This is a genomic window from Variovorax nitratireducens, assembly GCF_051216545.1.
In the GTDB taxonomy this organism is placed as follows: Bacteria; Pseudomonadota; Gammaproteobacteria; order Burkholderiales; family Burkholderiaceae_C; genus Variovorax.
In genome coordinates, this window is record NZ_JBPJZO010000007.1 from 1 (window position 1) to 21,923 (window position 21,923).

A 21,923-nucleotide genomic window follows, 5' to 3' on the forward strand; every position below is an offset into this window, starting at 1 on the left:
CAAGACCACCTGCACCGGCGTGGAAATGTTCCGCAAGCTGCTGGACCAGGGCCAGGCTGGCGACAACGTCGGCGTGCTGCTGCGCGGCACCAAGCGCGAAGAAGTCGAGCGCGGCCAAGTGCTGTGCAAGCCCGGTTCGATCAAGCCGCACACGCACTTCACTGCTGAAGTCTATGTGCTGAGCAAGGACGAGGGCGGCCGTCACACGCCGTTCTTCAACAACTACCGTCCGCAGTTCTACTTCCGCACGACGGACGTGACCGGCGCGATCGAGCTGCCGACCGACAAGGAAATGGTCATGCCCGGCGACAACGTGAGCATCACGGTCAAGCTGATCAACCCGATCGCGATGGAAGAAGGCCTGCGCTTCGCCATCCGTGAAGGCGGCAAGACCGTCGGCTCGGGTGTCGTGGCAAAGATCCTCGCCTGATCACGGAGGGGTATAGCTCAATTGGCAGAGCGTCGGTCTCCAAAACCGAAGGTTGTAGGTTCGATTCCTACTGCCCCTGCCACCTGAAGGTGGCGTTGTGAGCAAGGCAAAAAGCCCGTCGTACCCACGACGGGCTTCGGCGTCTCAGGACGTTGCGTTGAATTGAAGGCCGAAAGGCCACAGGAAATCCGCCCAAGATGGCTACTTCTCAAATCGAAACCGTGAGCACCGGCGCTGACAAGGCCAAGTTGGCTGCGGCAGTGGTGTTGGCGGTGGGCGCCATCGTTGCGTTCTATCTGCTCTCGCGCCAGGGCGCGCTGGTGCAGTGGGCTGCCTTGCTGGTGGGCCTGGCGATGGCGGTCGGCGCTTTTGTAAGCTCCGAGAACGGCCGTCAACTGGTGGCTTTTGGCCGCGACTCCTGGCGCGAAGTGCGCAAGGTGGTCTGGCCGACGCGCAAGGAGGCCATCCAGATGACCGCCTACGTGTTCGTGTTCGTCGTGGTCATGTCGATCTTCCTTTGGCTCACCGACAAGACCCTCGAATGGGTGTTTTTTGACCTCATTCTGGGTTGGAGAAAGTAATGACCGAAGAAGTTGAAGTGTCTGCAGAAGTGACGTCGGCCATGCCGCCGTCCGCCAATCCGGATCTGCGCTGGTACGTGGTTCATGCCTACTCGGGCATGGAAAAGGCGGTCGAGCGCAACATCGTCGAGCGCATCACGCGCGCCGGCATGCAGGACAAGTTCGGCCGCATCCTGGTGCCGACCGAAGAAGTGGTCGAGATCAAGAACGGCCAGAAGCGCACCACCGAGCGTCGCTTCTTCCCGGGCTACGTGCTGGTCGAAATGATCATGGACGACGAGAGCTGGCACCTGGTGAAGCACACCAACAAGGTGACCGGTTTCGTCGGTGGCGCCAAGAATCGCCCGGCTCCGATTTCGCAGAAGGAAGTCGAAGACATCGTCAACCAGATGCAGCAGGGCACTGAAAAGCCGCGCCACAAGGTCGAGTTCGTGGTGGGCGAGTTCGTGCGCGTCAAGGAAGGCCCGTTCACGGACTTCAACGGCACGATCGAAGACGTCAACTACGAGAAGAACAAGGTGCGCGTGTCGGTCATGATTTTCGGCCGAGCCACCCCGGTGGAGCTTGGCTTCTCCGAAGTCGAAAAAACCTGAGTTTCAAACACTGCGCGCATTTCCGGCTCGGCGCGCAGGCTGGTTCCAAGAGTCGTTAAACCCCGGGGAGCTGCGGCGAAGGCCAAGGCGTTATCACCCGCAAGGAGTAAGTCATGGCGAAAAAAATCGTCGGCTTCATCAAGCTGCAAGTGCCAGCTGGCAAGGCCAACCCCTCACCGCCGATCGGCCCCGCATTGGGTCAGCGCGGTTTGAACATCATGGAGTTCTGCAAGGCGTTCAACGCCCAGACCCAGGGCGTCGAGCCCGGTCTGCCGCTGCCGGTGATCATCACCGCCTTCGCGGACAAGAGCTTCACCTTCATGATCAAGTCGCCGCCGGCCGGCGTCCTGATCAAGAAGGCCATCAAGCTGGACAAGGGCTCGGCCCGTCCGCACACCGACAAGGTCGGCAAGATCACGCGCGCCCAGCTCGAAGAGATCGCCAAGACCAAGATGAAGGACCTGACCGCAGCCGATATGGATGCGGCCGTTCGAACCATCGCCGGAACTGCCCGCTCGATGGGCGTGACTGTGGAGGGCGTGTAAATGTCCAAGCTGACCAAGAAACAAAAAGCGCTCGCCGGCAAGGTTGACAGCAACAAGCTGTATCCGCTGGTCGATGCCATTGGCATCATCAAGGAAGCCGCCACCGCCAAGTTCGACGAATCGATCGACGTGGCCGTGCAGCTCGGCATCGATGCCAAGAAGTCGGATCAAGTGGTGCGTGGCGCCGTCGTGATGCCCAACGGCACCGGCAAGACCAAGCGCGTTGCCGTGTTCGCCCAGGGCGCCAAGGCCGAAGAAGCCAAGGCGGCCGGTGCCGACATCGTCGGCATGGACGACCTGGCTGCAATGGTCAAGGCCGGCGACATGCCTTTCGACGTGGTCATCGCCGCGCCGGACGCCATGCGCGTGGTCGGTACGCTCGGCCAGATCCTCGGCCCGCGCGGCCTGATGCCCAACCCGAAGGTTGGCACGGTCACGCCGGACGTCGCCCAGGCGGTTCGCAACGCCAAGGCCGGCCAGGTTCAGTTCCGCGTCGACAAGGCCGGCATCGTGCACGGCACGATCGGCCGTCGTTCGTTCGACACCGACAAGCTGCAAGGCAACCTGGCCGCGCTGATCGAAGCGCTGGTCAAGGCCAAGCCGGCCACCAGCAAGGGTGTCTACCTGCGCAAGGTGGCAGTGTCGTCGACCATGGGTGTGGGTGTCCGCGTGGACACGCAAACCATTTCGGCGAGCTGAAGAAGTAGTAAGTAATTTGCCCCGTCGGTCAAACGATGGGGCGATGTGGTGGGTCGTGGCGTCTTCGGTCGTCGCGAGCCATCCAAGACCGCTGGTGTGCAGGGCAGCCTGTACTTAATCGCACTGTCATCGCACAGGGCAATCAGCGCAGATGGCGATCCCGCTGCAAAGGATTTGTTTCCTGAACGGTTGGTCGCTGCATGAAGCGCGTCCCGAGGCTCCGGCGAAAGCTGGATCCAAAGGCGCATTAAAAGGAGTAGACCTTGAGTCTGAATCGCAGTGAGAAAGAAGCGGTCATCGGTGACGTGACCAGCCTCGCCGCAAAAGCTCAAACGCTCGTTCTGGCGGAATACCGTGGCATCACGGTTGCCGATATGACCAAACTGCGCACCGAAGCGCGCAGCAAGGGTGTGACTCTCAGCGTGTTCAAGAACACGCTGGCACGCCGTGCTGTCGCTGGTAGCGCATTTGAAGTCCTCGGTGACCAGATGACCGGTCCGCTGATCTACGGTTTTTCCGTCGACGCCGTGGCTGCCGCGAAAGTGGTGGCCGATTTCGCGAAGACCAACGACAAGTTGGTGATTCGCGGTGGCGCTTTCGGTGGCAAGGCCCTGGACGTGAACGGCGTGAAGCAACTGGCCAGCATCCCTTCGAAGGAAGTGTTGTTGGCGCAGCTGCTGGGCTTGATGCAGTCCCCCATTTCCCGTACTGCCCGCGTTCTCGCGGCGCTGGCCGCGAAACGTGGTGGTGGCGAAGCAGCAGCAACCGATGCACCGGCGCAAGCCGACGCGCAGCCCGCATAAGCCGGCTTGCGTTTGAACATTTCAACCCAATTGTTAGGAAACAAAAATGGCATTCGATAAAGACGCATTTCTGACCGCGCTTGACAGCATGACGGTCCTGGAGCTCAACGACCTGGTGAAAGCCATCGAAGAGAAGTTTGGCGTGAGCGCTGCAGCCATGGCGGGCCCCGCTGCCGCCGGCCCTGCCGCTGCCGTGGCCGAAGAGCAAACCGAATTCAACGTCATGCTGACCGAAGTCGGCGCGAACAAGGTTTCGGTCATCAAGGCTGTGCGCGAAATCACCGGCCTGGGCCTCAAGGAAGCCAAGGATCTGGTGGAAGCCGCTCCCAAGGCTGTCAAGGAAGCCCTGTCCAAGGCTGACGCCGAAGCCGCCAAGAAGAAGCTGGAAGAAGCCGGCGCCAAGGTGGAACTGAAGTAATTCAGTCCCCCTGGAGGGCTGGAGGTGCCTGAAAAGGCCCTCCAGCCTTTGCCGCTTTCAGAGCGCACCCTTCACCGATGCCTGTGGCACCGGTGGCGCGTTCAGAGAAGTACCGGAAAGACGACTCATCGAGTCCTCTTTCCAGTGTTTTCTGACCCCGACTGCAGAAGACCCCTTGGTTCGGGTGATGTGCAATGCATCACCGTCCGCCAACGGCTGGTAGTGGCCAGCCGCCAAGGAGTGGTGCGTATGCATCCGACCCAAGTCGCTGAAGATCTCAAGCTCCGGAGCTCTCATGGCCTACTCATACACAGAACGCAAGCGCATCCGAAAAAGTTTCGGCAACCGCGACAGCGTCGTTGAAATCCCGTACCTGCTGCAAATGCAGAAAGACGCGTATACCGCGTTCCTGCAAGCAGGCATCGCCCCGCAAAAACGTACCGTCGAGGGCCTGCAGGCCGCATTCGACGCTGCATTCCCGATCGTCTCGCACAACGGTTTTGTCGAGATGAAGTTCCTCGAGTACAACCTCGCGAAGCCGGCTTTCGACGTTCGCGAGTGCCAGACCCGCGGCCTGACTTTCGCCTCGGCCGTGCGCGCCAAGGTGCAGCTCATCATCTACGACCGCGAATCGTCGACCTCGCAGTCGAAGGTGGTCAAGGAAGTGAAGGAACAAGAGGTCTACATGGGCGAAGTGCCGCTCATGACCAACAAGGGTTCCTTCATCATCAACGGTACCGAGCGCGTCATCGTGTCGCAGCTGCACCGTTCGCCGGGCGTGTTCTTCGAGCACGACAAGGGCAAGACCCATTCGAGCGGCAAGCTGCTGTTCTCGGCCCGCGTGATTCCCTACCGTGGTTCGTGGCTCGACTTCGAGTTCGACCCGAAGGACATGCTGTACTTTCGCGTCGATCGCCGCCGCAAGATGCCGGTCACGATCCTGCTGAAGGCGATCGGCCTGAACCCCGAGTCGATCCTCGCGAACTTCTTCGTGAACGACAACTTCCGCCTGATGGACAGTGGCGCCCAGATGGAATTCGTCGCCGAGCGCCTGCGCGGCGAAGTGGCCCGTTTCGACATCACCGACAAGGCCGGCAAGGTCGTGGTCGCCAAGGACAAGCGCGTCACGGCACGCCACACGCGCGAACTCGAGCAGTCGGAAACCACGCACATCAGCGTGCCGGAAGACTTCCTGGTGGGCCGCGTGATCGCGCGCAACATCGTCGACACCGATTCGGGTGAAATCCTGGCCAAGGCCAACGATGAGCTGACCGAAGCGCTGCTGAAGAAGCTGCGCACGGCCGGCGTGCAGGACGTTCAGGTGATCTACACCAACGAACTGGACCAGGGCGCCTACATCTCGCAAACGCTGCGCATCGACGAAACCGTCGATGAGTTCGCAGCCCGCGTGGCCATCTACCGCATGATGCGCCCCGGCGAGCCGCCGACGGAAGACGCAGTGCAAGCGTTGTTCCAGCGCCTGTTCTACAACCCGGACACGTACGACCTGTCGCGCGTCGGCCGCATGAAGTTCAACGCCAAGGTAGGCCGCGACGAATCGACCGGCCCGATGGTGCTGACCAACGAAGACATCCTGGCCGTGGTCAAGATCCTCGTTGACCTGCGCAACGGCAACGGCGAAGTCGACGACATCGACCACCTCGGCAACCGCCGCGTGCGTTGCGTCGGCGAACTGGCCGAAAACCAGTACCGCACCGGCCTTGCCCGCATCGAGAAGGCCGTCAAGGAGCGTCTGGGCCAGGCAGAGCAAGAGCCGCTGATGCCGCACGACCTGATCAACAGCAAGCCGATCTCGGCCGCGCTGAAGGAATTCTTCGGCGCCTCGCAGCTGTCGCAGTTCATGGATCAGACCAACCCGCTGTCCGAAATCACCCACAAGCGCCGCGTGTCGGCCCTTGGCCCGGGCGGTTTGACGCGTGAACGCGCCGGCTTCGAAGTGCGTGACGTGCACGTCACCCATTACGGCCGTGTGTGCCCGATCGAAACGCCTGAAGGCCCGAACATCGGCCTGATCAACTCGTTGGCCCTGTACGCCCGCCTGAACGAATACGGCTTCATCGAGACGCCGTACCGTCGCGTGGTCGACAGCAAGGTCACGATGGACATCGACTACCTGTCGGCCATCGAGGAAGGCAAGTACGTCATTGCGCAGGCCAACGCGGCCCTCGACAAGGACGGAAAGCTGACCGGCGACCTGGTCTCGGCGCGCGAAACCGGCGAATCGATCCTGGTCGGTGCCGAGCGCGTCCAGTACATGGACGTGTCGCCCGCACAGATCGTGTCGGTGGCTGCTTCGCTCGTGCCGTTCCTCGAGCATGACGATGCGAACCGCGCACTGATGGGCGCCAACATGCAGCGTCAGGCCGTGCCGGTTCTGCGCCCCGAAAAGGCCTTCGTCGGTACCGGCATCGAGCGGGTCTCGGCGGTCGACTCGGGCACCGTGGTCACTGCCACGCGCGGCGGTATCGTCGACTACGTCGATGCCACCCGCATCGTGGTGCGCGTCAACGACGCCGAAGCCACGGCAGGTGAAGTCGGTGTCGACATCTACAACCTGATCAAGTATCAGCGTTCGAACCAGAACACCAACATCCACCAGCGTCCGATCGTCAAGCGCGGCGACAAGATCGCCAAGGGCGACGTGGTGGCCGACGGTGCTTCGACCGACCTCGGCGAGCTGGCCCTGGGCCAGAACATGCTGGTCGCGTTCATGCCGTGGAACGGCTACAACTTCGAAGACTCGATCCTGATCTCGGAACGCATCGTCGCCGAAGACCGCTACACCTCGATCCACATCGAGGAACTGGTGGTGATGGCACGCGACACCAAGCTCGGCGCCGAAGAAATCACGCGCGACATCCCGAACCTGGCCGAGCAGCAGCTCAACCGCCTCGACGAATCCGGCATCATTTATGTCGGCGCCGAAGTGCAGCCGGGCGACACGCTGGTGGGCAAGGTCACGCCGAAGGGCGAGACCACGCTGACGCCTGAAGAGAAGCTGCTTCGCGCCATCTTCGGCGAGAAGGCTTCCGACGTGAAGGACACCTCGCTGCGTGTGGATCAGGGGTCGCAAGGCACCGTGATCGACGTGCAGGTGTTCACCCGCGAAGGCATCACGCGCGACAAGCGCGCCCAGCAGATCATCGACGACGAGCTCAAGCGCTTCCGCCTCGACCTGAACGACCAGCTTCGCATCGTCGAAGCCGACGCGTTCGACCGGATCGAGAAGCTGCTGACCGGCAAGGTCGCCAACGGCGGCCCGAACAAGCTGGCCAAGGGCACCAAGCTCGACAAGGCCTACCTGTCGTCGGTCGAGAAGTTCCACTGGTTCGACATCCGTCCGGCGGAAGACGAAGCGGCTTCGCAACTCGAGTCGATCAAGAACTCGCTCGAGCAGACGCGTCACAGCTTCGACCTCGCGTTCGAAGAAAAGCGCAAGAAGCTCACGCAGGGCGACGAGCTGCCTGCGGGCGTGCTCAAGATGGTCAAGGTCTACCTGGCCGTCAAGCGCCGCCTGCAACCCGGCGACAAGATGGCCGGCCGCCACGGCAACAAGGGTGTGGTGTCGAAGATCGTTCCGGTCGAAGACATGCCCCACATGGCCGACGGCACGCCGTGCGACATCTGCCTGAACCCGCTGGGCGTGCCTTCGCGGATGAACGTCGGGCAGGTGCTCGAAGTGCATCTGGGCTGGGCCGGCAAGGGCATCGGCCAGCGCATCGGCGACCTGCTGCAGCAAGAGGCCAAGGTGGCCGAGCTGCGCAAGTTCATGGAGCAGCTCTACAACGGCTCGGGCCGCAAGGAAGACCTCGGCAAGCTGAGCGACACCGACGTGCTCGAAATGGCAGAGAACCTGTCGACCGGTGCGACCTTCGCGACCCCGGTGTTCGATGGCGCTTCGGAAGAGGAAATCCGCGGCATGCTGAAGCTGGCCTATCCGGACGACATCGCCAAGGCCAAGGGCTTGACCGACACGCGCACGCAGGCCTACCTGTACGACGGCCGCACCGGCGACCAGTTCGAGCGGCCCGTCACGGTCGGCTACATGCACGTGCTGAAGCTGCATCACCTGGTCGACGACAAGATGCACGCCCGCTCCACCGGCCCGTACTCGCTGGTCACGCAGCAACCGCTGGGCGGCAAGGCCCAGTTCGGTGGCCAGCGCTTCGGTGAAATGGAAGTGTGGGCGCTCGAGGCCTACGGCGCTGCCTACGTGCTGCAGGAAATGCTGACGGTGAAGTCCGATGACGTCGTGGGCCGTACCAAGGTCTACGAAAGCATCGTCAAGGGCGAACACTCCATCGAAGCCGGCATGCCGGAATCGTTCAATGTGCTGGTCAAGGAAATCCGTTCCCTGGGCCTGGACATCGAACTCGAACGTTCATAAGCAGACAAGGAAAGAGTCACATGAAATCATTACTCGACCTGTTCAAGCAATTCACGCCCGATGAGCATTTCGATGCCATCAAGATCGGCATGGCTTCGCCCGAGAAGATCCGTTCGTGGTCTTTCGGCGAGGTGAAGAAGCCCGAGACGATCAACTACCGCACCTTCAAGCCCGAACGCGACGGCCTGTTCTGCGCCAAGATCTTCGGGCCCATCAAGGACTACGAATGCCTGTGCGGCAAGTACAAGCGTCTCAAGCACCGCGGTGTCATCTGCGAGAAGTGCGGCGTTGAAGTCACGCAGACCAAGGTCCGCCGCGAGCGCATGGGTCACATCGACCTGGCCGCACCGTGCGCGCACATCTGGTTCCTGAAGTCGCTGCCGTCGCGTCTGGGCCTGGTGCTCGACATGACGCTGCGCGACATCGAACGCGTGCTGTATTTCGAAGCCTACGTGATCACCGACCCGGGCATGACCCCGCTGAAGAAGCGCGACATCATGTCCGAGGACGACTACGACACCAAGCGCAAGGAATACGGTGACGAGTTCGTCGCCAAGATGGGCGCCGAAGGCATCAAGGATCTGCTCGAAGGCATCGAACTCGACAGCGAGATCGAACGCCTGCGCGGCGACCTGACCGGCTCCGAAGTCAAGGTCAAGAAGAACTCCAAGCGCCTCAAGGTGCTGGAAGCCTTCCGCAAGTCGGGCATCAAGCCCAACTGGATGGTGCTCGACGTGCTGCCCGTGCTGCCCCCGGATCTGCGTCCGCTGGTGCCGCTGGACGGCGGCCGCTTCGCGACCTCCGACCTGAACGACCTGTATCGCCGCGTCATCAATCGCAACAGCCGCCTGCGCCGCCTGCTGGAGCTCAAGGCTCCGGAAATCATCGCGCGCAACGAAAAGCGGATGCTGCAGGAAGCTGTGGACTCGCTGCTGGACAACGGTCGTCGCGGCAAGGCCATGACCGGCGCCAACAAGCGTGCACTCAAGTCGCTGGCCGACATGATCAAGGGCAAGAGCGGTCGTTTCCGCCAGAACTTGCTGGGCAAGCGCGTCGACTACTCTGGCCGTTCGGTCATCGTGGTGGGCCCGACGCTCAAGCTGCACCAGTGCGGCTTGCCGAAGCTGATGGCGCTCGAACTGTTCAAGCCCTTCATCTTCTCGCGCCTCGAAGCCATGGGCATCGCGACCACGATCAAGGCTGCCAAGAAGGAAGTCGAATCCGGCACGCCAGTCGTCTGGGACATCCTGGAAGAAGTGATCAAGGAACACCCGGTCATGCTGAACCGTGCGCCTACGCTGCACCGTTTGGGCATCCAGGCGTTCGAGCCGATCCTGATCGAAGGCAAGGCGATCCAGCTGCATCCGCTGGTTTGCGCGGCCTTCAACGCCGACTTCGACGGCGACCAGATGGCCGTCCACGTGCCGCTGTCGGTGGAAGCGCAGATGGAAGCCCGCACGCTGATGCTGGCCTCCAACAACGTGCTGTTCCCGGCTTCGGGCGAACCGTCGATCGTTCCTTCGCAGGACGTGGTGCTGGGTCTGTACTACACGACCCGCGACCGCATCAACGCCAAGGGCGAGGGCCTGATCTTCTCCGACATCGGTGAAGTCCAGCGCGCGCTCGACGCCAACGTGGTCGAGCTCACTGCCAAGATCGCGGTGCGCATCACGGAATACGCGAAGGACAAGGAAACCGGCGAATTCACGGCGTCGACCTCGCTCGTCGACACCACCGTGGGCCGCGCGCTGCTGTCCGAGATCCTGCCGAAGGGCCTGCCGTTCTCGAACATCAACAAAGCGCTGAAGAAGAAAGAAATTTCGAAGCTCATCAACGTCTCGTTCCGCAAGTGCGGCCTGAAAGAGACGGTCGTGTTCGCCGACAAGCTGCTGCAAAACGGCTTCCGTCTGGCGACCAAGGCCGGTATCTCGATCGCCATCGACGACATGCTGGTGCCCGCTGAAAAGCACGGCATCATCGAGCGCTCGGCCAAGGAAGTGAAAGAGATCGAGCAGCAGTACGTCTCGGGTCTGGTGACCTCCGGCGAACGCTACAACAAGGTGGTGGACATCTGGGGCAAGGCCGGCGACGAAGTGTCGAAGGTCATGATGGCCAAGCTGTCGAAGCAGAAGGTCATCGACCGCCACGGCAAGGAAGTCGAGCAGGAGTCTTTCAACTCCATCTACATGATGGCCGACTCCGGTGCGCGCGGTTCCGCCGCGCAGATCCGCCAGGTGGCCGGCATGCGGGGCCTGATGGCCAAGCCCGACGGCTCGATCATCGAGACGCCCATTACCGCGAACTTCCGCGAAGGTCTGAACGTGCTGGAGTACTTCATCTCCACCCACGGTGCCCGTAAGGGTCTGGCCGACACGGCGCTGAAGACGGCGAACTCGGGTTACCTGACGCGTCGTCTGGTCGACGTGACGCAGGACTTGGTGGTGACCGAGCAGGATTGCGGCACGCACGGCGGCTACCTGATGCGCGCGATCGTCGAAGGTGGTGAAGTGATCGAGTCGCTGCGCGACCGAATCCTCGGCCGTTCGGCGGCCGAAGACGTGCTGCACCCGGAGAACCGTTCAGTGCTGCTGCCTGCCGGCGCGATGTTCGACGAAGACAACATCGAAGTGCTCGAAACGCAAGGCGTGGACGAGGTCAAGGTGCGCACGGCGCTGACCTGCGACACCCGCTTCGGCATCTGCGCGACCTGCTACGGCCGCGACCTCGGCCGCGGCGGCCTGATCAACATCGGCGAAGCGGTCGGTGTGATCGCGGCGCAGTCGATCGGCGAACCCGGCACGCAGTTGACGATGCGGACCTTCCACATCGGTGGTGCCGCCTCGCGCGCTGCCGTCGCTTCGAGCGTGGAAGCCAAGTCGAACGGCACGATCGGCTTCAACGCCACGATGCGCTACGTGACCAACAGCAAAAGCGAGCTGGTCGTGATCTCGCGTTCGGGCGAAATCGTCATCCATGACGAGCACGGCCGCGAGCGCGAACGCCACAAGGTGCCGTACGGCGCGATCCTGGCCGTCAAGGCCGACCAGCAGATCAAGGCCGGCCACGTGCTCGCCAACTGGGATCCGCTGACGCGCCCGATCATCACCGAGTTCGCCGGCAAGACCCACTTCGAGAACGTCGAAGAAGGCCTCACCGTCGCCAAGCAGGTGGACGAAGTGACGGGTCTGTCGACCCTGGTCGTGATCGATCCGAAGCGCCGCGGCGCCACCAAGGTCGTGCGTCCGCAGGTCAAGCTGATCGACGCTTCGGGCGCCGAGGTGAAGATCCCCGGCACCGACCACTCGGTGACGATCGGCTTCCCGATCGGCTCGCTGGTGCAGATCCGCGACGGCCAGGACGTGGGCCCCGGCGAAGTGCTGGCGCGCATTCCGGTCGAAGGCCAGAAGACGCGCGACATCACCGGCGGTCTGCCGCGTGTGGCCGAGCTGTTTGAAGCCCGTTCGCCGAAGGACAAGGGCACGCTGGCCGAAATGACGGGTACCGTGTCGTTCGGCAAGGAAACCAAGGGCAAGGTTCGCCTGCAGATCACCGATCCGGAAGGCACGGTTCACGAAGAACTGGTGCTCAAGGAAAAGAACATCCTGGTGCACGAAGGCCAGGTGGTGAACAAGGGCGAGTCGGTGGTCGACGGCCCGGCCGATCCGCAGGACATCCTGCGCCTGCTGGGTTCGGAAGAACTGGCGCGCTACATCGTGGACGAGGTGCAGGACGTGTACCGCCTGCAGGGTGTGAAGATCAACGACAAGCACATCGAGGTGATCGTTCGCCAGATGCTGCGTCGCGTCGTGGTCGACAACATCGGCGACACCAACTACATCTCGGGTGAACAGGTCGAACGCAGCGAAATGCTCAACACCAACGACGCCCTGCGCGCCGACGGCAAGATCCCCGCGACGTTCACCAACCTGCTGCTCGGTATCACGAAGGCATCGCTCTCGACCGACTCGTTCATCTCCGCGGCGTCCTTCCAGGAAACCACGCGGGTGCTGACCGAAGCCGCGATCATGGGCAAACGCGACGAGCTGCGCGGCCTGAAGGAAAACGTCATCGTCGGCCGCCTGATCCCCGCGGGCACCGGCATGGCCTACCACCAGGCGCGCAAGGTCAAGGACGCGATGGACGAGGCCGAGCGCCGCGCCATTGCCGACTCCGAAGCCGCCGAACTGGCTGGCAACTCGGCTGGCAGCGACGAGGCCACGACGGCCACGGTCGATGCCAGTGAAGGTGCTGCGAGCGAATAACCCGCAGCGCAGCCCGGCCATGACCGGCCCGAAACGCCCCCTCTCCGCCTGCGGATCGGGGGCGTTTTTTTGCCTGCGCACCACCTCCCATGCATCTTCTGCCCGATAACTGGCCAGTCTGGGTCGGCGCCGCACTGGTGCTGTTCTGGTTCGTCGGCGCGCACAACCGGCTGATGCGGCTGCGCTCCGTGGCCTTGCAGGCCTACGCGACGCTCGATGCCGCGCTGTTGCGCCAGCTCGACTTTGTCCAGAGCCAGGCGGCGCAGACCGAGCCGGTGGCCGAGAGCGTTGGCGATGTGTCTGCCGCGGCATCGCTGCGCGCGGCCACTGGCCAGCTCACCACCATGCTGGCCGCGACCCGACTGCACCCGCTCGATCCGCAGGCGGTGGCTGCGCTCGGAACGGCGCTGCGGGTGCTGCTGGCGGCCTGGCAGCGGCTGCATCCCGAAGCCGGCCTGAGCTTCGATGCCGACGGCACCCTGTCGCGCCCGGCGCCGCTCGGCGGGCGGCGCGAGGCCGCTTCCCATCCGGCGGCCGAGCCCTTCGTCTGGCCCGAGCCCTCGGCGGCGGCCGAGATCGCGCGCGGCCAGTTCAATCTGGCGGTGGGGCAGTACAACGCCGCGGTCGGCCAGTTCCCGGCGCTGCTGGTGGCCTGGGCGTTCCGTCTGCGCCGCGCCGCGCCTTTGCTTTGAAGCCGTTGTTACCATCCACCGCTTGTCAGACCTTTCCGCACCTTCCCCCTCATCGCCGCAGCTGCAGCCCCCGTTGTGGCGCCAGTTGCAGCTGACCGCCAACGCATTGGCTTCGATCCGTGCCGGCACCTCGGGCAGCGCCGCTTTCGAGGCGGTCGAGCCCGGGCTGCGCCCCGGCGTGCAGGCGCTCGGCTTCCAGGCGCTGCGCTGGCTCGGCCGCGCCGAAGCGCTGCGGCGCCAGCTTGCCAAGCGCACACCGCCGCCGGCTGCCGACGCGCTGTTGTGCACCGCGCTCGCGCTGGGCTGGGACGCGACCCATTCGCCCTACGAGCCGTTCACGCTGGTCGATCAGGCCGTCGAAGCCGCCAAGCGCGATCCCGCCACCCGGGCCCAGGCCAGCTTCATCAACGCCTGCCTGCGGCGCTTTCTGCGCGAGCGCGACGCGCTGGTCGAGCTCACCGACCGCGAGCCGGTGGCCCAGTGGAACCACCCGCGCTGGTGGATCGAGCGCCTCAAGCGCGACCACCCCCGCGACTGGCAACGCGTGCTGGCGGCCGACAACCAGCAACCACCGCTGACGCTGCGGGTCAATGCGCGAAAAACAGCTGTGGCGCCGTACCAGCGGGCGCTGGAGGCTGTGAATCTGACCGCCACTCCGGTGGGCGTCAGCGGCCTGCAACTGGCGCGGGCGCGCCCGGTGCAGCAATTGCCCGGCTTTGCCGAAGGCGAGTTCTCGGTGCAGGACAGCGCAGCGCAACTGGCGGCGCCGCTGCTGCTCGACGGCCTGACGAACGGCGCCGGCCCACTGCGCGTGCTCGACGCCTGCGCCGCGCCCGGTGGCAAGACGGCCCACCTGGTCGAGCATGCCGGTACGCGGCCGATCGAGGTCACGGCGCTCGAGATTGACGCGGCGCGCAGCCGCCGCATCGACGAGACCCTGGCCCGCCTCGGCCTGCAGGCACAGGTGCTGGTTGCCGACGCCGTCCGGCCCGAGAGCTGGTGGGACGGCCGTCCCTTCGACGCCATCCTGCTCGACGCGCCGTGCACCGCCTCGGGCATCGTGCGCCGGCATCCCGACGTGCGCTGGCTGCGCCGCGAAAGCGACATCGAGCAACTGGCCCTGCAGCAGGCCATGCTGCTGGCGGCGCTCTGGCCCCTGGTGCGGCCCGGCGGACGCCTGCTGTACTGCACCTGCTCGGTGTTCAGGCAAGAGGGCTCGCACCAAATCGACGCGTTCCTTGCACACAACACCGAAGCCCGTTTGCGGCCTTCGCCGGGGCATTTGCTGCCCCAAAGCACCGGGAATGCGCGCCCCGTCCCGGACAATGCGTTGGGTGAACACGACGGTTTCTTCTACGCCCTGCTCGAAAAACAAACCCGCTGACCGGCCCGCCCGCCGCCTTGCGGTCTGGCTTGGCGCACTGCTGCTGGCCGCGTGGCTGGGCTGGCTCCCCGCCCCGGCTGCGGCGCAGGCGCCGGTCACCGAGATCACACAGCTTCGGCTGGAGCGCAGCGGCGACAGCATCTACCTGAACGCCGCCGTGCAGTTCGATCTGCCGGCGCTGGTCGAGGAAGTGCTCGACAAGGGCATCGCCGTCTACTTCGTGGCCGACGCGGAGCTGTTCCGTGAGCGCTGGTATTGGACCGACCAGAAGATGGCCCAGGTTTCGCGCCACATGCGCCTGGCATACCAGCCGCTCACCCGGCGCTGGCGGCTCAACGTGTCGCCGGTGCCAATCACCAATGCCGGTTTCGGCGCCACGTTGAACCAGAACTTCGACACGCTGGCCGACGCCCTCGATGCGGTCAAACGGATCGGCCGGCTGCGCATGGGCGACGTGGCCGAGCTCGGAGACGATCCCGTGCACGCAGTGCAGTTCCGCTTTCGGCTCGACACCACGCAACTGCCTCGCCCGTTCCAGATCGGCGTGGCCGGCCAGGCCGACTGGAACATCACGGCCGAGCGCACCGCCAAGTTGACGGTGGAGAAGTCCCGGTGAGCCCGTTGCCCGGAGACGGCGCGAACGACCCGGCGGCCACCGCCGCCCGGCTGGGCCGTCGCACCCGGGCCGTGCGCTGGGCGCTCGGAGTCGGGGCGGCCGCGCTCACGGCCATCGGGCTGGTCATGATGTTCCTGCTGGCGCAGGCGACCAACAACCGCGCACTCTACGAGCGCAACTACGCGCGGCTGTTCGGCATCAACGTGGTGGTCGCGGCGCTGCTGATGCTGGTGATCGGCTGGGTCGCTTTCCGCCTGGTGCGTCGGTTGCGCCAGGGCAAGTTCGGCAGCCGGTTGCTGATCAAGCTGGCCGCGATCTTCGCGCTGGTGGGCGTGGTGCCGGGCGTGCTGATCTACGTGGTGTCGTACAACTTCATGTCGCGCTCGATCGAGAGCTGGTTCGACGTCAAGGTCGAGGGGGCGCTCGACGCCGGCCTGAACCTCGGCCGCGCCACGCTCGATTCGCTCTCCGACGATCTGGCCACCAAGGCGCGCACCGCCAGTGCGCAACTGGCCGACGTGCCCGACGCCAGCGCCGGCCTGGTGCTGGAGCGCATCCGCGACCAGCTCGGCGCCAGCGATGTGGTGCTCTGGACCGGCGCCGGCCAGCTGGTGGCCGGTGCCGGCGCCTCGCGCTACCAGATCAACCCCGAGCGACCCACGCCCCAGCAGTTCCGCCAGGCGCGCACCGACCGCGCGGTCGCGCGCATCGAGGGCCTGGATGAGGCCTCGCCGGTGCCGGGCGCTGCGCCTCCCCCCGCTGCAGTGCACGCGCTCACGATGGTGCAGCGGGCGGGCTTCGATTTCAGCAGCGAGCCCCGCTTCCTGCAGGTCACGCGGCCGCTGCCGCCTGCCGTCGTGGCCAATGCGCTCGCGGTGCAGGAGGCGAATCGCGAATACCAGGAGCGTGCGCTGGCGCGCGAAGGTTTGCGCCGCATGTACATCGGCACGCTGACCTTGTGCCTGTTCCTTGCGGTGTTCGGTGCGGTGCTGCTGGCCGTGCTCTTCGGCAACCAGCTTGCGCGCCCGCTGCTGGTGCTGGCCGACGGCGTGCGCCAGGTGGCTGCCGGCGACCTGCGGCCCACCGCCGTGCTGCAGGGCAAGGACGAACTCGGCGGCCTGACGCGCTCCTTCGCCGTCATGACCCAGCAGCTGGCCGACGCGCGTGGCGCGGTCGAAAAGACCATGGGCGAGCTCGATGCCGCGCGCGGCAACCTGCAGACCATCCTGGACAACCTCACCTCCGGCGTGATCGTGCTCGACGCAGCCGGCACCGTGCTGTCGACCAATCCGGGCGCCACGCGCGTGCTGCGTGCGCCGCTGGCGGCCTTCGAGGGCCAGGCACTGGCGGAGGTGCCGGGGCTGGCGGAGTTCGCGCACAACGTGCAGCAGCAGTTCGACGAATTCCAGGTCGAGCGCGCACAGCACGGCCTCGACCACTGGCAGCACGCCTTCGAGCTGCACCCGACCGGCAACAGCATGGCGCAGGACGCGGTCAACATCGTCGCGCGCGGCGCCGAGCTGCCCGGGGCGGCGCGGTTGCTGGTGTTCGACGACATCTCCGAAATCGTGTCGGCGCAGCGCGCGCAGGCCTGGGGCGAGGTCGCGCGCCGCCTGGCCCACGAGATCAAGAACCCGCTCACGCCGATCCAGCTCTCGGCCGAACGGCTCGAGATGAAGCTGGCCGGCAAGGTCGACGCGCCGGAGCAGGCGATCCTGACCAAGTCGGTGAAGACCATCGTCGACCAGGTTGACGCGATGAAGCGGCTGGTCAACGAGTTCCGTGACTATGCGCGCCTGCCCGCCGCCGACCTGAAACCGGTCGACCTCAACGCCCTGGTGGCCGACGTGCTGAGCCTCTATGAAGCCGAGAATGCATCGGTGGTGGTGCGGGCCGACCTCGACGCGCGCTGCCCGCCGATTCGCGGCGACGCGCAGCAACTGAGGCAGGTGATACACAACCTGTTGCAAAATGCCCAGGACGCGACCGAGACCGCCCGGCGGGACAACGCCGCGTCCGGCGAAGTCATCGTGCGCACCCGGCTCGGCGATTCGGGCCAGCGTGTGCGCCTCACGGTGCAGGACAGCGGCCACGGCTTTGCGGAGAACATCCTCAAGCGCGCCTTCGAGCCCTACGTCACCACCAAGACCAAGGGCACCGGCCTCGGCCTCGCGGTGGTCAAGAAAATCGCCGACGAGCATGGCGCACGCATCGAGCTTTCGAATCGCATGTTCGAGGGGGCTGTGGCAGGGGCCCAAGTCTCGCTATCATTCGCGCTGGCGGGCGACGTACCTGCCAACCCCGCAACATCCGAAGAACACACGCCCAATACCGTCGCCTGAGCGCGTACAACCAAGCATTCATGGCAAACATTCTTGTGGTCGACGACGAGCTGGGCATTCGCGACCTGCTCTTCGAAATTCTCAACGACGAGGGCCACAACGTCGAACTCGCCGAAAACGCCGCGGAAGCGCGTGCGGCGCGGCAACGCGCCCGGCCCGACCTGGTGTTGCTCGACATCTGGATGCCCGACACCGACGGCGTGACGCTGCTGAAGGAATGGTCGACCGCCGGCCTCCTCAGCATGCCGGTGATCATGATGAGCGGCCACGCCACCATCGACACCGCGGTCGACGCCACGCGCATCGGCGCCTTCGCCTTTCTTGAGAAGCCCATCACGCTGCAGAAGCTTCTGAAAGCGGTGGAGCAGGGCCTCGCGCGAGAAAGCGCACGCCGCGCTGCCGCCAGCGTGGTGCCGACCACCAGCCACTTCGCCGCTGCCGTCACCACCACCGACGCCGGCCTGATGCAGCTGCCCGCGATGCCGCCCACCGCCGAACCCGGCCCGCGCGCGACGCAGAGCTTCGACCTCGATCGCCCGCTGCGTGACGCGCGCGATGGTTTCGAGAAGGCCTATTTCGAGTTCCACCTGGCGATGGAAAACGGCTCGATGACCCGCGTGGCAGAGAAGACCGGCCTTGAGCGCACGCATCTTTATCGCAAGTTGAAGCAACTCGGCGTCGACCTTTCAAGAGGCCGGCGAACCGCTGTATAATCGAAGGCTCCATACCAAGGCCCGGTAGCTCAGTTGGTAGAGCAGCGGATTGAAAATCCGCGTGTCGGTGGTTCGATTCCGCCCCAGGCCACCAGTCTTGCAAGCCCCTGATTCTTAACGGAATCAGGGGCTTTTTAACTTCCGCTGGCGCCCACTTCAGGCGGCGCGGAGCGCAGCACCGGCGGTAATGATGTCTGCGCGCTCAGCTTCTCCAGCACCATCCCGATGAAGGCCGATACCGCCAGTGGCAGGTGCCGCCGGCTCGGGTACAGCACACTCAGTCCGCGACCCGTGCGCTGGTATTGCGGCAGCAACCGCACAAGCAGGCCAGCTTTTATGTCAAGGGTCGCCATCGCGGGCGGCAACAGCGCAATGCCGAGTCCGGCCAATGCGGCTTTGCGCAACGCCTGCGCGGTGTTGCCGCTGAAGCGGCCGGCAACCTGCACTTCCTCCTCCGTGCCATCGGGGCCGGCAAGGCGCCAGGTGGCGCGGCCTGCAGGGTGGGCGAAGGTCACACAGTCGTGGTTCGCCAGGTCTTGCAGCGTGGCAGGTGCGCCGCGCGCGGCGACGTAGGCGGGGCTTGCCACCATGCCGTCGCTTCTGGCGCCGAGGAGTTGGCGACCCACATAGCCCGAGTCGCGCAATGTGCCGCCGCGAAACGCGACATCGATCTGGTCGGCAATCAGATCGGCGTTGGCATCACTGAGCACGAAGTCGAGGCGCACCAGCGGATGGGCGGCAAGAAAGTCGGCCACCCACTCCATTGGAAAGAAGTCGAAGAAATCGGCCGGTGCAGCGACACGAACCAGGCCACTGGGTTGGCGGCTGCCCGTCATCAATTCCCGCCCGGCCTCGACCAGTCCCTCGACCGCGCCCGCGCAACGCTCGTGAAAGGCGTGGCCGGCGCTCGTGAGCGTGAGCTTGCGGGTAGAGCGCTGCATCAGCCGCGTGCCGAGTCGTGCTTCGAGCTGCTGAATGCGCCGGCTTACGGTGTTGGGCGGCAGGCCCAGCCGCCGCGCCGCCTCGGCAAAGCTGCCGTGGCGCACGACCTGCACAAACATTGCAATGTCGTTCAGGTCGAACATGCGCGCAATTCCTTCTCTTAATGGATGAGTGCACTCCGATTATGCGGTCTAGTCGATTAATGGATGCAGCCCTAATCTTCTGTGCATCGGCTGCCTCTAGCCTCAACGCACACGCAGGAACATCCTTTCAATGGCTTCTTCACTTGTTTCCCCCACGCAGCGTCGCATCGTCTGGGGCGTTCGCATTCTTCTGGCGCTGGCCTTCGGCGCGGCGGGTGTCTCCAAGCTCGCTGGCGTGCCGCAGATGGTTCAGGTGTTCGATGCCATCGGTTTCGGCCAATGGTTCCGCTATGTGACAGGTGCGGTCGAAATCGTGGGCGCGGTGCTGATGCTCCTGCCTGCTGCCGGCTTTTTCGGCGGGCTGCTGCTCGGCGCAATCATGGTTTGCGCGGTGGCGACGCATCTGCTCCTGATCGGCGGCAATCCCGCGCCGGCTGTGGTGCTTGGTGCGCTCGCAGCCTTCGTGGCTTGGCGGCTACGGCCTGTGTCGCTCCGTGCGGCCGGTTGACTGCGAGGGAAGCCGCATGACAACCGACCTTGCCACAGAGGCCCGCGCCATCGTCTACCGCACGGGCGGCAGCACGCACGGGCCGATCACGCGGCTCGTGAGCCCGGGCGACCTGGGCGAATTCCTGAAGCCGTTCGTGTTTCTCGATCTCTTCGACTTCAGGCCCACGGCCGAGCACAGGGGCTTCGGCATGCACCCGCACTCCGGCATCGCGACGCTGACCTTCATGATCGAAGGCGACGTGGGCTATGAAGACACGACCGGCCAGAAGGGCGTGCTGCCCGTCGGTGGCGTGGAGTGGATGCGTGCCGGCAGCGGCGTGTGGCACACCGGTGCGCCGGTCAGCGATGCGCGGGTGCTGGGTTTCCAGCTCTGGGTGGCGTTGCCCGCCTCGGAAGAGAACGCACCTGCGCAAAGCCTCTACCTTGCGCCTTCGCAAGTGCCGCGGGAAGGCCCGGCGCGCGTGCTGCTCGGGCGCTATGGCGCGGCGCAAAGCGCCATTCCGGCGCCCGCGTCGATGAACTACCTCGCGGTGGTTCAGAAGGATGGCGAGCGCTGGCGCTACACACCGCCCACCGGCCACACGGTGGCCTGGGTAGCGGTCAACGCGGGCCGGCTCGATGCGGGTGAACCGGTCGGTGCTGGCGAACTTGCGATGTTCGAGGAAACCGGCGAGGCCATCGACTTCGTGGCCCACGGCGAAACCAGTTTCGTGCTCGGCTCGGCGGTGAAGCATCCGCACGAGTTGGTGATGGGCTACTACTCGGTGCACACGAGCAAGGCGGCGCTCGCACAGGGCGAGGCCGGGATCCAGCGCATCGGCACGCGCCTGCGGCAAGCGGGGCGGCTGGCCTAGAGGTACAGCGCCAGCACCTCGACCACTTCGCCCTCCCACACCACGGGTATGGCCAACAGCGCCGAGGATCCGATCGCCGCCGCGGCTGCGGCGGGCGCGCCGGGTTCGGAGGCCGGCCAGTCGTTGACCACCGGTGCCCCGCCAAGCCAGGCCCTGGCGATCGATCCCATCGGCGCTGTCAGGGGCAGAGTGGCTTCGATGAGCGACGCGCCGCCATGCAGTTCACTGAAGGCGTAGACGCGCCGCAGCAAGCCGCCCTGCGCCGCGGGCACCCAGCGCTCGATGCGCCGCGCCAACGGCAACGTCGCATCCGCAAGGAAGGTGACGGCATGGCTGTCTTCGAGCCGCGAACCGGCCGGGATGGCCAGGCCCCGCAGAAGGCCGGCCTCGGCCGCTTCCTGCGCGCGCAGGAAGCGTGCGGGGGTGGCCGGCAGATCTTCCAGGAACACGGCTTCGCCGCGCTGCCAGGCCAGCCCCGGCAGGCCCACGCCGCGCGGGAGGTAAGTCTCGTGCGAGGCCGATTCGAAGGCCTGGGCGTTCGGGCCAAAGGCGCCGTCTACGAGCCTCATGTCACTGGTGATGCGCGCGTCGCGATGCCAGAGTTCGAGGCAACTGGCGGCGGCGGCCTCGTGGCCGCAGAAGATCACGAGCACCGAAGTGAGGCTGTCGTGCACGAAAAGCGGCAGCGCGACGGCGCAGGTCAGGCCGGCGTCGCGCGCGGCAGAGATGCGGCGGAAGTTCGAGCCCTCGAACTCGCGCAGCAGGATCGGCCGGCCTTCATGCCAGGCGCGACCCGGCAAGCCTTCTCCGCGGCCGAAGCACATCTCCCGGCTGATGGCCGCGAATCGTCTGGCAGAACCAAATGCGCCGCTTCCGAACTCGAGCAGGGAGCCGTCGTCGCTCGGCAACCAGACTTCTGCGGCCTTGATGAATGTTGAAGTCATGAGGCCACTTCCAAAAACACAGTCCACAGCAAGTTGCACGCCAT

The 21,923-nt window shown here is 65.0% G+C and carries 18 protein-coding genes and 2 tRNA genes; 18 read left to right on the forward strand and 2 right to left on the reverse strand.

The features are described from left to right. From ACSFA8_RS17180 to ACSFA8_RS17255, 16 genes are all read left to right on the forward strand, one after another. Positions 1 to 430 (forward strand): EF-Tu C-terminal domain-related protein (locus ACSFA8_RS17180; protein WP_435480709.1); only part of this gene is annotated, 430 nt, incomplete at its 5' end. A 6-nt stretch (positions 431 to 436) separates the two neighbouring features. Next, positions 437 to 512, forward strand: a tRNA-Trp gene (locus ACSFA8_RS17185). A 115-nt stretch (positions 513 to 627) separates the two neighbouring features. After that, complete coding sequence (gene secE / locus ACSFA8_RS17190; protein ID WP_435480710.1) at positions 628 to 1,011, forward strand: preprotein translocase subunit SecE; 384 nt, start codon at positions 628 to 630, stop codon at positions 1,009 to 1,011. Next, positions 1,011 to 1,604 carry a transcription termination/antitermination protein NusG gene (gene nusG / locus ACSFA8_RS17195; RefSeq protein ID WP_435480711.1) on the forward strand — a complete coding sequence of 198 codons (594 nt, stop codon included), beginning with the start codon at positions 1,011 to 1,013 and terminating at the stop codon, positions 1,602 to 1,604. The genes secE and nusG overlap by 1 nt, the downstream gene beginning before the upstream one ends. A 113-nt stretch (positions 1,605 to 1,717) precedes the next feature. Beyond that, positions 1,718 to 2,149, forward strand: coding sequence for a 50S ribosomal protein L11 (gene rplK, locus ACSFA8_RS17200; protein ID WP_286539809.1), 432 nt, complete (start codon positions 1,718 to 1,720; stop codon positions 2,147 to 2,149). Continuing rightward, the gene (rplA, locus tag ACSFA8_RS17205) at positions 2,150 to 2,848 is read left to right on the forward strand and encodes a 50S ribosomal protein L1 (protein ID WP_286539808.1); all 699 of its coding nucleotides are present in this window, start codon (positions 2,150 to 2,152) and stop codon (positions 2,846 to 2,848) included. A gap of 263 nt (positions 2,849 to 3,111) precedes the next feature. After that, on the forward strand, positions 3,112 to 3,651 hold the full coding sequence (gene rplJ, locus ACSFA8_RS17210; protein WP_435480712.1) for a 50S ribosomal protein L10: 540 nt from the start codon (positions 3,112 to 3,114) through the stop codon (positions 3,649 to 3,651). A gap of 46 nt (positions 3,652 to 3,697) precedes the next feature. Further along, the gene (gene rplL, locus ACSFA8_RS17215) at positions 3,698 to 4,069 is read left to right on the forward strand and encodes a 50S ribosomal protein L7/L12 (RefSeq protein WP_435480713.1); all 372 of its coding nucleotides are present in this window, start codon (positions 3,698 to 3,700) and stop codon (positions 4,067 to 4,069) included. Between the two features lie 295 nt (positions 4,070 to 4,364). Beyond that, positions 4,365 to 8,477 carry a DNA-directed RNA polymerase subunit beta gene (gene rpoB, locus ACSFA8_RS17220; RefSeq protein ID WP_435480714.1) on the forward strand — a complete coding sequence of 1,371 codons (4,113 nt, stop codon included), beginning with the start codon at positions 4,365 to 4,367 and terminating at the stop codon, positions 8,475 to 8,477. 20 nt (positions 8,478 to 8,497) lie between these two features. Next, positions 8,498 to 12,739 (forward strand): DNA-directed RNA polymerase subunit beta', encoded by a 4,242-nt coding sequence (gene rpoC / locus ACSFA8_RS17225; RefSeq protein ID WP_435480715.1) that lies wholly within the window; start codon positions 8,498 to 8,500, stop codon positions 12,737 to 12,739. An 89-nt stretch (positions 12,740 to 12,828) separates the two neighbouring features. After that, positions 12,829 to 13,431: a LemA family protein gene (locus ACSFA8_RS17230; protein ID WP_435480716.1), complete on the forward strand. Its 603-nt coding sequence runs from the start codon at positions 12,829 to 12,831 to the stop codon at positions 13,429 to 13,431. Positions 13,432 to 13,492: 61 nt separating this feature from the next. Then, a complete protein-coding gene (gene rsmB, locus ACSFA8_RS17235) occupies positions 13,493 to 14,815 on the forward strand; it encodes a 16S rRNA (cytosine(967)-C(5))-methyltransferase RsmB (protein ID WP_435480885.1) in 1,323 nt (440 codons plus the stop codon). Continuing rightward, on the forward strand, positions 14,766 to 15,431 hold the full coding sequence (locus ACSFA8_RS17240) for a DUF4390 domain-containing protein (protein WP_435480717.1): 666 nt from the start codon (positions 14,766 to 14,768) through the stop codon (positions 15,429 to 15,431). The genes rsmB and ACSFA8_RS17240 overlap by 50 nt, the downstream gene beginning before the upstream one ends. Beyond that, complete coding sequence (locus ACSFA8_RS17245) at positions 15,428 to 17,773, forward strand: sensor histidine kinase (RefSeq protein WP_435480718.1); 2,346 nt, start codon at positions 15,428 to 15,430, stop codon at positions 17,771 to 17,773. The genes ACSFA8_RS17240 and ACSFA8_RS17245 overlap by 4 nt, the downstream gene beginning before the upstream one ends. Before the next feature lie 20 nt (positions 17,774 to 17,793). Next, positions 17,794 to 18,486, forward strand: coding sequence for a response regulator (locus ACSFA8_RS17250; protein WP_435480719.1), 693 nt, complete (start codon positions 17,794 to 17,796; stop codon positions 18,484 to 18,486). A gap of 18 nt (positions 18,487 to 18,504) precedes the next feature. Next, a tRNA-Phe gene (locus tag ACSFA8_RS17255) sits at positions 18,505 to 18,580 on the forward strand. 40 nt (positions 18,581 to 18,620) lie between these two features. Here ACSFA8_RS17255 and ACSFA8_RS17260 read toward each other — a convergent pair. Then, on the reverse strand, positions 18,621 to 19,571 hold the full coding sequence (locus ACSFA8_RS17260) for a LysR family transcriptional regulator (protein ID WP_435480720.1): 951 nt from the start codon (positions 19,569 to 19,571) through the stop codon (positions 18,621 to 18,623). A gap of 130 nt (positions 19,572 to 19,701) precedes the next feature. On the opposite strand from ACSFA8_RS17260, the gene ACSFA8_RS17265 reads away from it, so the two are divergent. Both ACSFA8_RS17265 and ACSFA8_RS17270 read left to right on the forward strand, forming a co-directional pair. Next, a complete protein-coding gene (locus ACSFA8_RS17265; protein ID WP_435480721.1) occupies positions 19,702 to 20,079 on the forward strand; it encodes a DoxX family protein in 378 nt (125 codons plus the stop codon). Positions 20,080 to 20,095: 16 nt separating this feature from the next. After that, the gene (locus ACSFA8_RS17270; RefSeq protein ID WP_435480722.1) at positions 20,096 to 20,935 is read left to right on the forward strand and encodes a pirin family protein; all 840 of its coding nucleotides are present in this window, start codon (positions 20,096 to 20,098) and stop codon (positions 20,933 to 20,935) included. On the opposite strand, the gene ACSFA8_RS17275 is transcribed toward ACSFA8_RS17270, so the two are convergent. Next, the gene (locus tag ACSFA8_RS17275; protein WP_435480723.1) at positions 20,932 to 21,879 is read right to left on the reverse strand and encodes a hypothetical protein; all 948 of its coding nucleotides are present in this window, start codon (positions 21,877 to 21,879) and stop codon (positions 20,932 to 20,934) included. The genes ACSFA8_RS17270 and ACSFA8_RS17275 overlap by 4 nt on opposite strands. Positions 21,880 to 21,923: the final 44 nt, after the last annotated feature.

Bases quoted from the DNA above. Each gene is read 5' to 3' on its own strand.
- rplA (WP_286539808.1), top strand. From the start codon at position 2,150: ATGTCCAAGCTGACCAAGAAACAAAAAGCGCTCGCCGGCAAGGTTGAC.
- ACSFA8_RS17260 (WP_435480720.1), bottom strand. From the start codon at position 19,571: ATGTTCGACCTGAACGACATTGCAATGTTTGTGCAGGTCGTGCGCCAC.
- rpoB (WP_435480714.1), top strand. From the start codon at position 4,365: ATGGCCTACTCATACACAGAACGCAAGCGCATCCGAAAAAGTTTCGGC.
- ACSFA8_RS17275 (WP_435480723.1), bottom strand. From the start codon at position 21,879: ATGACTTCAACATTCATCAAGGCCGCAGAAGTCTGGTTGCCGAGCGAC.
- rplL (WP_435480713.1), top strand. From the start codon at position 3,698: ATGGCATTCGATAAAGACGCATTTCTGACCGCGCTTGACAGCATGACG.
- ACSFA8_RS17230 (WP_435480716.1), top strand. From the start codon at position 12,829: ATGCATCTTCTGCCCGATAACTGGCCAGTCTGGGTCGGCGCCGCACTG.
- ACSFA8_RS17265 (WP_435480721.1), top strand. From the start codon at position 19,702: ATGGCTTCTTCACTTGTTTCCCCCACGCAGCGTCGCATCGTCTGGGGC.
- ACSFA8_RS17270 (WP_435480722.1), top strand. From the start codon at position 20,096: ATGACAACCGACCTTGCCACAGAGGCCCGCGCCATCGTCTACCGCACG.
- ACSFA8_RS17250 (WP_435480719.1), top strand. From the start codon at position 17,794: ATGGCAAACATTCTTGTGGTCGACGACGAGCTGGGCATTCGCGACCTG.
- rpoC (WP_435480715.1), top strand. From the start codon at position 8,498: ATGAAATCATTACTCGACCTGTTCAAGCAATTCACGCCCGATGAGCAT.
- nusG (WP_435480711.1), top strand. From the start codon at position 1,011: ATGACCGAAGAAGTTGAAGTGTCTGCAGAAGTGACGTCGGCCATGCCG.
- rplK (WP_286539809.1), top strand. From the start codon at position 1,718: ATGGCGAAAAAAATCGTCGGCTTCATCAAGCTGCAAGTGCCAGCTGGC.
- secE (WP_435480710.1), top strand. From the start codon at position 628: ATGGCTACTTCTCAAATCGAAACCGTGAGCACCGGCGCTGACAAGGCC.